This is a genomic window from Janibacter limosus NBRC 16128 (assembly GCF_001570985.1).
GTDB classification, from domain to species: Bacteria; Actinomycetota; Actinomycetes; order Actinomycetales; family Dermatophilaceae; genus Janibacter; species Janibacter limosus.
Genome location: NZ_BCSS01000017.1, coordinates 24,215 through 38,673, shown reverse-complemented (window position 1 = coordinate 38,673; position 14,459 = coordinate 24,215). Strand labels below are relative to the sequence as shown.

Sequence of the window (14,459 nt, the reverse complement as noted above, 5' to 3'; positions counted from 1 at the left end):
TGATCAGACTATGGTCGACATCACATTCCCGATCGGAAGGACCCTTGTCGTGACCCAGCCCCGGAAACTGCGCAACTTCGTCGGAGGCCAGTACGTCGATGCCTCGACCGACGCGAGCAGCGAGCTGGTCAACCCGGCCACCGGCACGGTGGTCGCCCACGCGCCCGTCTCCGTGCAGGACGACATCGACGCTGCCTACGCGAGTGCGGAAGCGGGCTTCGCCGAGTGGGGCGAGGTGACCCCGGGGGAGCGGCAGAGCGCGATGCTCAAGTTCGCCGACGCCCTCGAGGCCCGCGCCGAGGACCTCATCCGGATCGAAGGGGAGAACACCGGTAAGCCGCATGCCCTCACCGCCTCCGAGGAGGTCCCGGTGATGTGCGACCAGCTGCGCTTCTTCGCCGGCGCCGCCCGGGTGCTCGAGGGCCGGGCCTCCGCGGAGTACATGAAGGGCCACACGAGCTGGATCCGCCGCGAGCCGATCGGTGTCGTCGGCCAGGTGACGCCGTGGAACTACCCGATGATGATGGCCGCGTGGAAGATCGGCCCGGCCTTGGCGGCCGGCAACTCGATCGTCCTCAAGCCGAGCGACACCACTCCCGAGAGCACCCTGCTCATGGCCGAGATCGCCAGCGAGTTCCTGCCGGCCGGCACCTTCAACGTCGTCACCGGTGACCGTGACACCGGGCGCATGCTCGTCGAGCACGACACCCCGGCCCTGGTCGCGATCACCGGCTCGGTGCGTGCCGGCGTCGAGGTCGCGGCCTCCGCGGCCAAGAACCTCAAGCGGGCCCACCTCGAGCTCGGTGGCAAGGCTCCTGTCGTCGTCTTCGACGATGCCGACATCGAGGCGGCCGTCGAGGGCATCGCGACCGCCGGCTACTTCAACGCCGGCCAGGACTGCACGGCGGCGACGCGCGTGCTGGCCGCGCCCGGCATCCACGACGACTTCGTCGCCGCGCTGGCCGAGTACGCCCGCGACCACGCCAAGGTGGGCATGCCCGACGACGACGATGCACTGCTCGGACCGGTCAACAACCGCGATCAGCTGGCCAAGGTCGCTGGCTTCATCGACCGCCTGCCCGACCACGCCAACCTCGCGCAGGGTGGCGAGCGGCTCACCGCCATGGGGGAGGGCTTCTTCTACGCACCGACCGTCGTCTCGGGGCTCAAGCAGGACGACGAGGCCATCCAGGATGAGATCTTCGGACCGGTCATCACCGTCCAGCGATTCACCGACGAGGAGGAAGCGCTGGCCTGGGCCAACGGTGTCGAGTACGGACTGGCTTCATCCGTCTGGACCAAGGACTTCGGTCGGGCCATGCGGATGAGCAAGCGTCTGGACTTCGGGTGCGTCTGGATCAACACCCACATCCCGCTCGTCGCCGAGATGCCGCACGGTGGCTTCAAGAAGTCCGGCTACGGCAAGGACCTGTCGATGTACGGCTTCGAGGACTACACCCGCATCAAGCACGTCATGGCCAACATCGACAGCTGACCCACCGCACCAGCGCACCACCGGCAGCACCCCCTTCGTCCCTGCTCACGGAAGCGAGGTCCACATGGACCGCTTTCGGCGTCCTGCCGACCCACAAATCGATGGTCTCGTCCGGGCTGCGCAGGCCTCGGCCCGGGCGAGGTCCTCCCTTCGTCCCAGTCGTCGCCAGGTGCTCGGCGGCGGTGCGCTCGGAGCCGGCGCCGCCCTGCTCGGGGCCTGTGCCCCACCGCAGCCCCCGACCGGTGGTGCGGCGCAGGTGGAGCTGCCGCAGGACCTGTCCGACACCGACAAGACGGTGCGGTGGGCCAACTGGACCGCCTATCTCGACATGGACGACGCGGGCAAGACGTATCCGACCCTCGAGGCCTTCGAGAAGGAGATCGGCCTCACGGTCTCCTACACCGAGGACATCGACGACAACGACACCTACTTCAACAAGATCGCGCCGCAGCTGCGTGCGAAGCAGGACATCAACCGCGACATCTTCACCTTCACCGACTGGATGGCCAACCGGATCATCCGCGAGGGCCTGTGCCAGCCGCTGGAGCTGATCCAGATGCCCAATGCGAGCAACCTCCTGACGCCGCTCAAGGAGGTGGGCTTCGATCCCGGCCGCCAGCACTCGCTGACCTGGCAGTCCGGGTTCGCCGGCATCGGCTACCACAAGAAGAAGGTGGGCCGTGAGCTGAAGTCGCTCGAGGACCTGTGGGCCGATGACCTCAAGGGCCGCATCTCCGTGCTCAGCGAGTTCCGCGACACCCTCGGCCTGATCATGCAGGGACAGGGCGTCGACCCCTCGGGCGAGTTCACCCGGGCGCAGTTCGAGGCCGCGATCGGCGAGATCGACAAGCGGCTGACCGATGGCTACATCCGTCGGATCAAGGGCAACAGCTACCTCAACGACCTCAAGAGCGGCAATGCCGTCGCTGGCATCGTCTGGTCGGGTGACCTCTTCATCCTGCGGGCCGAGACCGAGGACGACGACTGGGAGTTCGTCATCCCGGAGTCGGGTGGGATGCTCTGGAGCGACAACCTCATGGTGCCGATCACGAGCCAGCACCGGCGCAATGCCCAGCAGCTCATGGACTACTACTACGAGCCGCAGGTCGCTGCCGAGGTCGCCGCCTGGGTCAACTACATCTGCCCGGTCGAGGGGGCCCGGGAGGAGATGGAGAAGATCGATCCCGAGCTGGCCGAGTCCCCCTTCATCTTCCCCGGGGAGAAGTACATCGAGGACAAGAACATCGTGGGCTTCCGCGCGTTGTCGGCGCAGGACGACGCGGACTACTCGGCCCTGTGGGCCAAGGCGGTGGGCAACTGATGGGCATCTTCACGCGTTCCGCCGGCGGTGGCTTCCGGGAGGCGAAGGGGGACCTGGTCCTGGAGTCGGTGACCAAGAGATTCGCGGACTTCACCGCCGTGGACGACCTCGACCTGCACGTTCCCCGCGGCTCCTTCTTCGCCCTGCTCGGCCCCTCCGGCTGCGGCAAGACGACGACGCTGCGCATGGTCGCCGGGCTCGAGCAGCCGACCTCGGGTCGGGTGCTCATCGGTGGGACCGACCTGACCGGGTCGCGCCCCTACGAGCGCCCGGTCAACACCGTCTTCCAGAGCTACGCACTCTTCCCGCACCTGAGCATCCGCGACAACGTCGCCTTCGGGCCAAAGCGTCGTGGCCAGTCCGATGCAGTGAATCTGGCCGACGATGCCCTGGAGCTGGTCCAGATGAGCCACCTCGCCGGACGTCGTCCGGCGCAGCTCTCCGGCGGCCAGCAGCAGCGCGTGGCGCTGGCCCGGGCGATCGTCAACCGTCCCGAGGTGCTGCTGCTCGACGAGCCACTGGGTGCCCTCGACCTCAAGCTGCGACGCCAGATGCAGGTGGAGCTCAAGCGCATCCAGACCGAGGTGGGGCTGACCTTCATCCACGTCACCCATGACCAGGAGGAGGCCATGACGATGGCCGACACGGTCGCGGTGATGAACGGCGGGCACATCGAGCAGATGGGGGCGCCCGAGGCGTTGTACGACCTGCCGGGCACCGCCTTCGTCGCCGGGTTCGTCGGACAGTCCAACCTCGTCCCGGCCACGATCACCGGGAACGACGGTGATCGCCTGGTCGCCGACGCCGCGGGCACGACCGTGGGGGTGCCGAGGGCGCGTGCCGCGCAGGGCGAGGGCAGCGTGCTCTTCGGGGTCCGTCCCGAGAAGGTGCGCATCCACCGTGATCGGCCCGGCGGCGCCGGCAACGACGTGCGGGCCACCGTCACGGACGTCTCCTTCACCGGAGTGGCCACCCAGTACCTCGTCACGGTGCCCTCGGGCGGCCAGTGGTCGGTCTATGAGCAAAATCTCGACGTCGAGCCACAGTCCATCCGCCCCGGCGACGAGGTCTGGTTGTCCTGGGACCCCGCCCACGCCTTCGTGGTGGCCTCCGAGGGCCTGCCTGAGGGGGCGGAGGGCAAGGCCTTCATCGCCACGGCCGGGACCGGGACATGAGTGCGACGACGGGGTCGTCGAGAGAGGCGACGGCGCAGCCTCGCAGTGGGCCCGACCCGGACGTCGTGCAGGCCCGCCGGTCCGCTCGCTACGCCTACCTCCTGCTGCTCCCCGGGATCCTGTGGCTCGTCGTCTTCTTCGTCGTCCCGGTCGTCCAGCTCTTCACGGTCTCGCTGCAGAGTGACTACCCGGGCTCGCCCGGCTACTACTACCGGGACGTCAACTTCAGCAACTACGTCGACGCGCTCGTCGAGTTCTGGCCGCACATGCTCCGCTCGCTGCTCTTCGGCGCGCTGGCGACCTTCTTCGCCTTCGTCCTGGCCTACCCGCTGGCGTATGCGATGGCCTTCAAGGCGGGCAGGTGGCGCTCGGTGATGCTCATCTGCGTCATCGCTCCCTTCTTCACCTCCTTCATCCTGCGCACGATCGCATGGCGCCAGATCCTCGCCGATGACGGGATCGTGGCGAATGTGCTCACGACCTTGCACATGCTGCCCGGTGGGCGGATCACCGAGACCTGGGTGGCGGTCGTCGCGGGCCTGACCTACAACTTCCTGCCCTTCATGGTGCTGCCGATCTACGCCTCGCTCGAGCGCGCTGACGCCCGGGTCATCGAGGCAGGTGGCGACCTCTACGGCAATGGCCTGACGACCTTCGCCCGGGTGACGCTGCCGATCTCGATGCCGGGGGTGCTCGCCGGGACGCTGCTGACCTTCATCCCCGCCTCGGGGGACTACGTCAACGCCGAACTGCTGGGCTCGGACCGCAGTACCAAGATGGTCGGCAATGTCATCGAGAGCCAGTTCTTCAAGGTGCCGGGTGGGTACGACACGGCGGCCGCGCTGAGCTTCACGCTCATGGCGATGATCCTCGTGCTCGTCTTCCTGTACGTGCGCCGCTTCGGCACCGAGGAGCTGGTCTGAGATGCGCATGATCACCCGGTGGATCGGCGACCGCTTCGCGATGATCGCCGCGCTGCTCGTGCTCTTCTACCTCTTCCTGCCGGTGCTCTACACCTTCATCTTCAGCTTCAACGACTACCGCAAGTCCAACATCACCTGGAACCACAACGCCGGCCCGACCCTCAAGCACTGGACCAATCCCTGTGGGGCACCGGGCATCTGCGAGTCACTGGCGACCTCCTTGCAGGTCGGCATCATCGCGACACTCGTCGCGACGGTGCTCGGCACGATGATCGCCTTCGCCCTCGTGCGCCATCGTTTCCGCGGCAAGGCTGCCGGCAACCTGCTCGTCTTCGTGCCGATGGCCACACCCGAGATCGTGCTCGGCGCGAGCCTGCTGACGATCTTCGTGCAGGGCTTTTCGCAGGTGGGTCTGCGGCTGGGCTTCGTCACGATCGTCATCGCGCACATCATGTTCTGCCTGAGCTTCGTCGTCGTGACGGTCCGAGCGCGCCTGCAGAGCCTCGACCCACGGATGGAGGAGGCGGCCCAGGACCTCTACGCCGGGCCGGGTGGGACCTTCCTGCGCGTCACGCTGCCCCTGGTCCTGCCGGGTGTCGTCGGGGCCGCGATGCTCGCCTTCAGCCTGAGCTTCGACGACTTCATCATCACCAACTTCGTCTCGGGTGACACGAGCACCTTCCCGAAGTTCGTCTACGTCAGCTACCTGCGCGGCATCCCCGCCCAGGCCAATGTCATCGGCTTCTCGCTCTTCGTCACCGCTGTCCTGCTCGTCGTGATCGGGCAGCGCGTGGCGACCAGCCGGACGTCGAAATGAGACAGGAGAGTCACATGCGCGTGCTCATGATCGGTGCCGGCGGGGTCGGCGACGCAGCGGCGAAGATCGCCGCGGAGCGGGCCTACTACGAGCTGTGGGTGGTGGCCGACTACTCGCGAGAGCGGGCGGAGGCGACGGTCGCCGCGGCCACCGCACGACGGGGGGACGCTCCCTTCGTCGCGGCGCAGGTCGATGCCTCCGACGAGGAGGCGGTCGCGGCGCTGGCCCGTGAGCACGGTGCCACCCATGTCTTCAACGCGGTCGACCCTCGCTTCGTCATGCCGATCTTCCAGGGCGCGCTCGCCGCTGGCGCCGACTACCTCGACATGGCGATGTCGTTGTCGACGCCCCACCCGGAGCAGCCGCACGAGCTGCCAGGGGTCAAGCTCGGCGACCGGCAGCTGGCGATGGCGGGGGCGTGGGAGTCGGCCGGGCGGCTGGCGCTGCTGGGCATCGGGGTCGAGCCGGGGCTCTCGGACGTCTTCGCGCGGTACGCGGCCGATGAGCTCTTCGACGAGATCGACGAGCTCGGCACCCGCGACGGAGCCAATCTGGTCGTGCGCGACGAGGCCGGCCACGAGGTCTTCGCTCCCGGCTTCTCGATGTGGACGATCATCGAGGAGTGCCTCAACCCACCAGTGGTGTGGGAGAAGCGCCGGGCAGCGGGGGAGGTCGAGGCAGGATTCGCGACGATGCCTCCCTTCGCCGAGCCGGAGATCTTTGACTTCCCGGAGGGGATCGGGCCGGTCGAGTGCGTCCACGTCGAGCACGAGGAGGTCCTGCTCATGCCGCGGTGGGTGGATGCGCAGCGCGTGACCTTCAAGTACGGCCTCGGCGAGCAGATGATCTCGATGCTGAAGATGCTGCACGAGCTGGGCCTGGACTCGACCGAGCCCGTGGACGTCAAGGGCGTCGCGGTGAGCCCGCGTGACGTGGTCGCGGCGGTGCTGCCGGACCCGGGCACGATCGGTCCGCGGATGACGGGCAAGACCTGCGCCGGTCTGCTCGTCACGGGCACCAAGGACGGACGACCACGTGCGGTGTACCTCTACCACGTCGCGGACAACGAGGTCTCGATGCGTGACTACGACGCCCAGGCCGTGGTCTGGCAGACCGCGCTCAACCCGGTCATCGCGCTCGAGCTGCTGTCGACGGGGGTGTGGTCGGGGTCGGGTGCCAAGGGGCCGGAGGCCTTCGACGCCAAGCCCTTCCTCGAGCTGCTGGCTGCGCCCGCGCCGTATGGCTACGGGTCCCCGTGGGGCTTCGAGGAACGCGACCCGCAGGCCCCCAACCGCTCGACCGCCCCGTCCGCCTGAGCAGATGCGCACGGGATGGGCACGACCGTGAGGGGATGCGCGATCAGCGGGTGATGAGCAGCTCGCGCTCGGGGAGCGTGCGCGTGGGCTGGCCGGGCACGGGCGCCGACCAGGCTGCCGTGAGCGGCTGGAGGTTGGTCACGCTCGGCTTCGGCAGGTCGAAGGGGTGTGTCCGCAACCAGATGGCCGCGGGGACCGGCACCGGCTGGGGTCGGTGCGTCTCCGGGGCGGCCACGGGCTCGGGCCGCGAGAACGTCGGCAGGCGATAGCTCCACCCGAAGGGCAGGCCGCGCCGGGCGAGGGCCCGGTCGAGGTCGACCATGACGCGCAGGACGAGACCACCGGCCAGCAGCCCCGCGACGAGATCGGTCGGCCAGTGGTACCCGAGGTAGAAGGCCACGACGATCGCGTTGAGCGCGATGAGTCCCACGAGCCAGGTCAGCCGCCGGCGAAGACGCGAGTCCGGACCGGTGTAGGAGATCAGCAGGTAGGCCGCGGCACCGTAGATGAGCACGGCCTCGGCCGCGTGGCCGGAGGGGTAGGCGATGCCGTACCAGCCGTGGGCAAAGGGGCCGCCCTCCCAGAAGTCGCCCTCACCGGCCGCGGGGGCCGTGCGGCCGAGCAGCACCTTGAGGCCGCCGACGCCTCCGTAGAAGCCGGCCTCCGCGGCGACGACGATCGCCAGCGGGTGCCACGTGCGGTGACGCCACGCGAGGAAGATCGCCACGGCCGCGAGGACGGGCAGGCAGACGGCCTGACCGGCCACGGCATTGGGCACCGTGTCGAGGAACATCCACCAGTTGGGGGTGTAGTGCTTGGCCCAGTAGCCCTGGAACATCTCGTCGTACGGGCGAAGTGGGCCGGCCGCCAGCAGCGTGAACACGACGAGCGCACCGGCGAGAACCGGTGCGCTGGTCAGTCGAGGAAGGCGGGCCACCCTTCAGGTGTAGAGGATCAGTCTGAATACTTCCTGTGCAAACGGCCGTTTGTGAGCAATCGCACACGGTCAGCGCAGCTCTGAGCGGACCGCCTCGACGAAGCGATCGACATCGCTCTCGGTCGTGTCCCAGGCGCACATCCAGCGCACCTGGCCGGTCGTCTCGTCCCAGAAGTAGAACCGGAAGCTCTCCATGAGTCGCTCGCTGGACTCTCGGGGCAGGATCGGGAAGACGGCATTGGCCTCGACCTCGTTGGGCAGGACGAGACCGTCGATGCCGGCGACGCCGTCGGCGAGTCGCCGGGCCATCGCGTTGGCGTGCTCGGCGTTGCGCCGCCACAGGTCGCCCTCGAAGAGCGCGAGCAGCTGCGCGGAGACGAAGCGCATCTTGCTCGCCAGCTGCATCGACTGCTTGCGCAGGAAGGTCGCACCGTGGACCCGCTCGGGGGTCAGGACGACCACGGCCTCGGCGAGCATGGCCCCGCCCTTGGTCCCACCCAGGGAGAGGATGTCGACGCCGGCGTCGGTCGTCAGCTCGCGCAGCTCGACACCGAGCGCGGCCGCCGCGTTGGACAACCGCGAGCCGTCGAGGTGCAGGACCCAGCCGAGCTCGTGGACGAGGTCGGCGATGGCCCGGATCTCGGCCGGCGTGTAGACGGTGCCGACCTCGGTGGAGTTGGTGATCGACACGACGCCGATCTGCGCGAAGTGCTCGTCCTCGACCCGGGCCGGGTAGGCGCGGATGAGCTCGGGCGTGAGCTTGCCGTCCGGGGTGTCGATGACATTGACCTTGAAGCCGCCGACCCGCTCGGGGGCGGCCGCCTCGTCGACATGGATGTGGGCGCTGCTCGTCGTGAGCACCGAGGCCCAGCGGCTCGTGCAGGCCTGCAGCGCCAGGACATTGGCCCCGGTGCCGTTGAAGACCGGGAAGACCTCGACCGGGGCACCGAAGACCTCACCGAGGACCTGCGTGAGCCGCGCGGTGTACACGTCCTCGCCGTAGGCCACCTGGTGACCGCCGTTGGCCGCGACGATCGCCGCGAGGACCTCGGGATGGATACCGGCGTAGTTGTCGCTCGCGAAGCCCCTCGTCGACGGGTCGTGGATGGGGGCGAAGGGGTTGGCCTGGGTGCTGGTGTCGGTCACGCGGACATCCTTGCAGCGTCGCTGGCAGCCTCGTCGGCGCGGGGGTCACGCGTACCCGTGATGCCGCGGGTGGACTCGATGACCGGCGCGAGCTTCTTGCGCAGGGCCTCGTAGAAGACGTTGAGCGGGAACTCGTCGGGCTGGACGAGGTCGGTCAGGCCCTTGGGTGGGCCGTCGAGGGGGAGGTGCTCCGCCCCCTTCGCCCAGGTGGATGCGGGGTGCGGCGCGACATAGCCGGCGATGAAGCCGTGCGCGGCCATCCAGTGGCCGACCCGGGAGCGGCCGATGCCGTCGCGGTAGAGGGTCTCCACCTCGTCGGACAGGGCGACGACCACGGCCGGGACCCGCGCCCAGTCGAAGGTCAGCGTGTTGTCCGTCCAGCGCAGTGCGTCGTGCTTGTGCAGCCACGCGAAGAGCAGCTGACCACCCAGGCCGTCGTAGTTGCGCACCCGGTCGCCGGTCACGGGGAAGCGGAAGAGCCGGTCGAAGAGGATCGCCAGCTGCACGGACCGCGCATAGGGGTGGCCCTCGGTCGCGAGCGTCACGCTCTGCCGGAAGGTGTTGAGGTCGCAGCGCAGCTCCTCCAGGGCGTACATCCAAAAGGGCATCCGCTGCTTGATCATGAAGGGATCGAAGGGGAGGTCCCCGTGGCTGTGCGTGCGGTCGTGGATGAGGTCCCACATCGCGAAGGTCGCCTGCGCGACCTCCTGGGAGGCGACCAGGCGCTCGCCCTCCGGGGGCAGGTCGAGACCCAGGACCTCGGCGGACGCGGCCGTCACGCGGCGGAAGCGGGCGGCCTCGCGGTCGCAGAAGATCGCGCCCCAGCTGAACTTCGGCACCTCGCGCACGGCGACCGTCTCGGGGAAGAGCACGGCCGAGTTGGTGTCGTAGCCGGGCGTGAAGTCGATGAAGCGCACCGGCAGGAACATCGGGTTGTCGTAGCGGGCCTCGACATCGGCGAGCCACTGCGGCCACATGACGTCGAAGAGCACCGCCTCGAAGACCCGGTCGAGGTTGCCGTTCTGCGTGTACATCGGGAAGACGACGAGGTGCTCGGCGCCGTCGACGCGGTGCTGGTCCGGACGGAAGGCCAGGAGCGAGTCGAGGAAGTCGGGCACCCCGAAGCCGCCATCCACCCAGCGCTGCAGGTCGACCGGCAGCGCGGCCAGGTAGGCGGCGTCGTGGGGGAAGTGCGGTGCCATCTCGGCGATCCGCTCGGTCATCGTCGCCACGAGGGCGGTGGCGCGCTCGCGGTCGGCGTCCTCGCGCAGGGAGCCGTCCTTGACCTGCATCAGGCGCAGCTCCTCGACGGCGGTCTTCAGGGCCAGCCAGGCCTCGCTGCTCGCCACGCTCGGTCCCTGGGGATCGGGTCCGCCCTGCGGGCGAATGTCTCGAAGGGCGGCAGTCCCGTTGCCCGCCCAGGTCACCAGGTTGACCCACAGCTCCTCGTGGTCGAGCTCGCCGATCGAGTCGTCGCCGATCAGGTCGGAGTCGGCGAGGACGACGACGCGCCCCTGCCCGTGCTCGACGGTGACGGCGAGCGGCTGGCCGGCCGGGTGGGCGGTGGCGGAGGTGCGGGCGAGGACACGGGCACCCGCTGCCCCGGAGATGTCGATCGTGCCCGCGCGGTAGAAGCACAGCTCGTTGATGCCGGCGATGACGCCCTGACCGGGACGGGTGGTGGTCTCGCCGAGGACCCAGGTCGCATTGCCCAGGTGGCGGCGGCCGCCGTCGGCCCGCTCGTGGACGAGGGTGGAGACGATGCTCAGACCGAAGGCGGCGAGGACGTCGTTGAGGTTGTTGCCGTGGGCGTCGTGGTCGCACTCGGCGAGGACGATCAGGCCGCCCCCTTGGGCCACGTGGTCGGTCACCGCGGTGATCTCGGCGGGGGAGAGGACCGGCGGCAGGTCGCCGGCGACGCGCTCGCTGGAGGCCGCGGCAGGGTGCGCGATGACGAGGACGTCGGCGCCGTCGAGGGCGGCGGCGGTCAGCTCACCGTCGGTGTGGGCCAGCACCTCGGTGCCGCGCTCGCGCAGGACCGAGGCGGCCCGGGCCAGGCTCGCGTCACCGGGGTTGGCGGGGTTCATGTGCGCGGCGAGCTCGGCATCGATCGACCACGCGCTGCTGTGGGCCTGATCGAGGAGGACGCGGGCGAAGGGGGAGTTGAAAGTCATCACGGCCTCCGGAGACATCTGCGGGAAGTTCATCCTCCATAGCGTCTCAAAACCGGAGGATTTGCGCCAGTTCGATGATTGGACGCAGAGACTGTGCCGCGGAGGGCAAATCCTCGTACCGTAGGGCCCATGGCAGCCGTCACGCAGAAGTCAGCCCTCGAGTACGCACCCACCCAGCTCTTCATCGCCGGCGAATGGCGCGATGCCGGCGAGGGGGCCTCCTTCGCGGTGGCCGACCCCGCCACGGGCAAGACGCTGGCCGAGGTCGCCGACGCGACCGTCGCTGACGGCCGGGCCGCCCTCGACGCCGCCGTCGCAGCCCAGGCCGAGTGGGCCGCCACCGACCCGCGGGTGCGCTCGGAGCTGCTGCGCTCGGCCTTCGAGCTGCTCACCGAGCGGGCCGAGACCTTCGCGATGCTCATGACCCTCGAGATGGGCAAGCCCCTGGCCGAGTCGCGCGGCGAGGTCACCTACGGAGCCGAGTTCTTCCGCTGGTTCGCCGAGGAGGCCGTGCGCATCCACGGCCGCTACGCCGTAGCCCCCTCCGGCGGCACCCGCCTGATGACGATGAAGCAGCCCGTCGGCCCGGTCTTCGCCATCACGCCGTGGAACTTCCCGCTCGCGATGGGCACCCGCAAGATCGGGCCCGCGATCGCGGCCGGCTGCACGACTGTCGTCAAGCCCGCCCACGAGACGCCGCTCACCATGCTGGCGCTCGCGCGGCTCCTCGAGGAGGTCGGCCTGCCCGCCGGCGTGCTCAATGTCGTCCCGACGACCTCCTCCGGCGAGGTCAGCGAGCCGATCATCCGCGATCCGCGACTGCGCAAGCTCACCTTCACCGGCTCCACCCCGGTCGGCAAGAAGCTCGTCGAGCAGTCCTCCGAGCAGCTCCTGCGCACGTCCATGGAACTGGGGGGCAATGCCCCCTTCGTCGTCTTCGAGGACGCCGACCTCGAGCGCGCCGTCGAGGGCGCGATGCTCGCCAAGATGCGCAACATCGGCGAGGCCTGCACGGCCGCCAACCGCTTCATCGTCCACGAGTCCGTCGCCGACGACTTCGCGAAGGCGCTCGCCGACCGGATGGGTGCGCTGAGCATGGGCAAGGGCACGACCAAGGGCGTCGACGTCGGTCCGCTCATCACCGAAAAGGCCCGTACCGGCGTCGCCGAGCTCGTCGACGACGCCATCGCCCAGGGAGCCACCGCGCTCGTGGGTGGCGAGGTGCCCTCGGGCAAGGGCTGGTTCTACCCGCCGACCGTCCTCACCGGCGTGCCGGCGAGCGCCCGCGTGCTCACCGAGGAGATCTTCGGCCCGGTCGCCCCGATCACGACCTTCCGCACCGAGGAGGAGGCGATCCGCCTGGCCAACTCCACCGAGTACGGCCTCGTCGCGTACGTGTTCACGGAACGCACGAGCCGTGTCATCACGGTCGCCGAGGCGCTCGAGTTCGGCATGGTCGGGATCAACCAAGGCATCGTCTCCAACCCCTCCGCTCCCTTCGGCGGGGTCAAGCACTCCGGCTTCGGCCGCGAAGGGGGATTCGAGGGCATCGAGGAGTACCTCGAGACCAAGTACGTCGGCCTGGCGCTCTGACATGAGGCAGGCCTGGCGCACCCGACTGCAGCTCCTCGGGGGGTTCGTCCTCATCCTGCTCGCCGCGTGGATCGTCCTCACGGGCGCACCGGACGACCCGCCGGCGGAACGCTCGGGTGGGACGACCTCTGCGACGTCCTCCGCGCACCACGGTGAGTCCGGCTCGACTCCAGACGGAGGCTCGACCCCGGACTCGGGGCTCGGCACGATCGCGGAGTCGGCCCTGCCCGCCGAGGGGCAGGAGACGCTTGACCTCATCCGGTCCGGCGGGCCCTTCCCGTACGACCGCGACGGGATCACCTTCGGCAACAGGGAGGGGATCCTCCCGTCGCAGCAGCGCGGGTACTACCGCGAGTACACGGTGCCCACGCCGGGCCTCGACCACCGCGGCGCCAAGCGCATCGTCTGCGGTGAGCAGCATGATTGCTACTTCTCGTCCGACCACTACGAGAGCTTCCGGCAGATCGAGGAGGACCAGTGATCCACATCGAGGCCGCGGGGGTCGACGGGCTGCTCGCCCGTGCCGTCGCCGGGACCGACCACGTGCATCTCGTCGACGGGGGAGCCGATCGCGAGGGGATCTACGACCACTTCGCGCAGTCGCTGCTCTTCCCGGAGCACTTCGGACGCAACCTCGACGCGCTGATGGACTCCCTGCGTGAGGTCGCCGACCGTCACGACGCACCGTGGACGCTCGTGTGGCGACCCGGTCGTCACGACGCGCCCGACCCTCGCCGCCCGGGCAGCGGCGCCGGGACCGACCCCGCCGTCCTCGAGGTGCTGGCCGATCTCGACGACGAGTACCCGGACCTGAGCATCGTGATCGCCGACCGCTGACTCAGGTCAGCTTGGACAGGCCCGCGGCGAGGGCGAAGCCGACGACCGTGGCCAGACCCGCCGCCGGTCCGGCCTTGGAGCGCGCCTCGGGGATCATCTCGTCGACGAGCATGACGAGCAGGGCGCCCGCCGCGAAGCCGTTGATGACGCTCGTGCCCGTGTCGCCGGAGATGTCGGCAACGGCGTAGCCGCCGAGGGTGGCCAGGGCGCAGACCGCGGTCACGCCGGTCCACAGCAGCAGGATGACGCGCCGGGTCGTGCCGTCGCGCCGCATGTCGGACGCCGAGCCGATCGACTCCGGCAGGTTGGAGATCCACACAGCGACGAGCAGGGCGATGCTCACGCCCCCGCCCGACGCGAGCCCGATCCCGAGCACGGCCTGCTCGGGGATGCCGTCCAGGAAGGCGCCGAAGGCCAGGCCCGTCCCCCCTTCGTCCTCGTGGGTCCTGCCACGGTGGCGGCGGGCGCCCAGTGCCTGGATCGCCGCATTGCCGCCGGCGAAGGCGGCCGCGCCGAGGGTGATGCCGATGGCCACCGGGACCGGTCCGCCGGTCTGCAGGCCCTCCTCCGCGAGCTCGAAGGACACGGAGGCGATCAGAGCGCCACCACCGAAGGCGAGGACGAGGCCGACGAGACGGCCCGGCCAGGTGCGCGCCACACCCAGCAGCGCGCCGACGAGCAGGGAGGAGGCGGCGAGGGCGCCCCACAGAAGTGCAGTGGTCACG

The 14,459-nt window shown here is 69.5% G+C and carries 13 protein-coding genes; 9 read left to right on the top strand and 4 right to left on the bottom strand.

Translation table 11 applies throughout. The features are described from left to right. Positions 1 to 49: 49 nt before the first annotated feature. The 6 genes from JLI01S_RS08235 to JLI01S_RS08210 all read left to right on the top strand — a co-directional run bounded on the left by JLI01S_RS08235 (position 50) and on the right by JLI01S_RS08210 (position 7,047). Positions 50 to 1,495 carry a gamma-aminobutyraldehyde dehydrogenase gene (locus JLI01S_RS08235; protein WP_084349302.1) on the top strand — a complete coding sequence of 482 codons (1,446 nt, stop codon included), beginning with the start codon at positions 50 to 52 and terminating at the stop codon, positions 1,493 to 1,495. Between the two features lie 64 nt (positions 1,496 to 1,559). Then, entirely contained in the window at positions 1,560 to 2,816 is a 1,257-nt protein-coding gene (locus tag JLI01S_RS08230) for an ABC transporter substrate-binding protein (protein WP_068262916.1), read from the top strand. Continuing rightward, complete coding sequence (locus tag JLI01S_RS08225) at positions 2,816 to 3,991, top strand: ABC transporter ATP-binding protein (RefSeq protein ID WP_068262912.1); 1,176 nt, start codon at positions 2,816 to 2,818, stop codon at positions 3,989 to 3,991. Before JLI01S_RS08230 ends, JLI01S_RS08225 begins: the two co-directional genes overlap by 1 nt. After that, positions 3,988 to 4,914 carry an ABC transporter permease gene (locus JLI01S_RS08220; RefSeq protein WP_068262906.1) on the top strand — a complete coding sequence of 309 codons (927 nt, stop codon included), beginning with the start codon at positions 3,988 to 3,990 and terminating at the stop codon, positions 4,912 to 4,914. The genes JLI01S_RS08225 and JLI01S_RS08220 overlap by 4 nt, the downstream gene beginning before the upstream one ends. A gap of 1 nt (position 4,915) precedes the next feature. Continuing rightward, the gene (locus tag JLI01S_RS08215; protein WP_068262904.1) at positions 4,916 to 5,731 is read left to right on the top strand and encodes an ABC transporter permease; all 816 of its coding nucleotides are present in this window, start codon (positions 4,916 to 4,918) and stop codon (positions 5,729 to 5,731) included. Positions 5,732 to 5,745: 14 nt separating this feature from the next. Beyond that, positions 5,746 to 7,047, top strand: a complete 1,302-nt coding sequence (locus JLI01S_RS08210) for a saccharopine dehydrogenase family protein (protein ID WP_068262901.1) — start codon at positions 5,746 to 5,748, stop codon at positions 7,045 to 7,047. A gap of 43 nt (positions 7,048 to 7,090) precedes the next feature. On the opposite strand, the gene JLI01S_RS08205 is transcribed toward JLI01S_RS08210, so the two are convergent. The 3 genes from JLI01S_RS08205 to JLI01S_RS17720 all read right to left on the bottom strand — a co-directional run bounded on the left by JLI01S_RS08205 (position 7,091) and on the right by JLI01S_RS17720 (position 11,337). Next, positions 7,091 to 7,984, bottom strand: a complete 894-nt coding sequence (locus tag JLI01S_RS08205; protein ID WP_157074876.1) for a phosphatase PAP2 family protein — start codon at positions 7,982 to 7,984, stop codon at positions 7,091 to 7,093. 69 nt (positions 7,985 to 8,053) lie between these two features. Further along, positions 8,054 to 9,130 carry a threonine aldolase family protein gene (locus tag JLI01S_RS08200; protein WP_068262896.1) on the bottom strand — a complete coding sequence of 359 codons (1,077 nt, stop codon included), beginning with the start codon at positions 9,128 to 9,130 and terminating at the stop codon, positions 8,054 to 8,056. Continuing rightward, positions 9,127 to 11,337, bottom strand: coding sequence for a DUF6421 family protein (locus JLI01S_RS17720; RefSeq protein ID WP_369407370.1), 2,211 nt, complete (start codon positions 11,335 to 11,337; stop codon positions 9,127 to 9,129). The genes JLI01S_RS08200 and JLI01S_RS17720 overlap by 4 nt, the downstream gene beginning before the upstream one ends. A gap of 96 nt (positions 11,338 to 11,433) precedes the next feature. On the opposite strand from JLI01S_RS17720, the gene JLI01S_RS08190 reads away from it, so the two are divergent. From JLI01S_RS08190 to JLI01S_RS08180, 3 genes are read left to right on the top strand one after another with little or no spacing between them, the layout of a single operon-like run. Continuing rightward, entirely contained in the window at positions 11,434 to 12,897 is a 1,464-nt protein-coding gene (locus tag JLI01S_RS08190) for an NAD-dependent succinate-semialdehyde dehydrogenase (RefSeq protein WP_068262890.1), read from the top strand. Between the two features lies 1 nt (position 12,898). After that, positions 12,899 to 13,378 (top strand): guanyl-specific ribonuclease, encoded by a 480-nt coding sequence (locus tag JLI01S_RS08185; protein ID WP_068262884.1) that lies wholly within the window; start codon positions 12,899 to 12,901, stop codon positions 13,376 to 13,378. Continuing rightward, positions 13,375 to 13,734 (top strand): barstar family protein, encoded by a 360-nt coding sequence (locus JLI01S_RS08180; protein ID WP_068262879.1) that lies wholly within the window; start codon positions 13,375 to 13,377, stop codon positions 13,732 to 13,734. Before JLI01S_RS08185 ends, JLI01S_RS08180 begins: the two co-directional genes overlap by 4 nt. Position 13,735: 1 nt before the next feature. Here the strand turns inward: JLI01S_RS08180 and JLI01S_RS08175 are convergent, their stop codons facing one another. Next, positions 13,736 to 14,458, bottom strand: coding sequence for a ZIP family metal transporter (locus JLI01S_RS08175; protein ID WP_068262876.1), 723 nt, complete (start codon positions 14,456 to 14,458; stop codon positions 13,736 to 13,738). Between the last annotated feature and the right edge of the window lies 1 nt (position 14,459).

Bases quoted from the DNA above. Each gene is read 5' to 3' on its own strand.
- JLI01S_RS17720 (WP_369407370.1), bottom strand. From the start codon at position 11,337: ATGAACTTCCCGCAGATGTCTCCGGAGGCCGTGATGACTTTCAACTCC.
- JLI01S_RS08220 (WP_068262906.1), top strand. From the start codon at position 3,988: ATGAGTGCGACGACGGGGTCGTCGAGAGAGGCGACGGCGCAGCCTCGC.
- JLI01S_RS08230 (WP_068262916.1), top strand. From the start codon at position 1,560: ATGGACCGCTTTCGGCGTCCTGCCGACCCACAAATCGATGGTCTCGTC.
- JLI01S_RS08185 (WP_068262884.1), top strand. From the start codon at position 12,899: ATGAGGCAGGCCTGGCGCACCCGACTGCAGCTCCTCGGGGGGTTCGTC.
- JLI01S_RS08210 (WP_068262901.1), top strand. From the start codon at position 5,746: ATGCGCGTGCTCATGATCGGTGCCGGCGGGGTCGGCGACGCAGCGGCG.
- JLI01S_RS08190 (WP_068262890.1), top strand. From the start codon at position 11,434: ATGGCAGCCGTCACGCAGAAGTCAGCCCTCGAGTACGCACCCACCCAG.
- JLI01S_RS08225 (WP_068262912.1), top strand. From the start codon at position 2,816: ATGGGCATCTTCACGCGTTCCGCCGGCGGTGGCTTCCGGGAGGCGAAG.
- JLI01S_RS08215 (WP_068262904.1), top strand. From the start codon at position 4,916: ATGCGCATGATCACCCGGTGGATCGGCGACCGCTTCGCGATGATCGCC.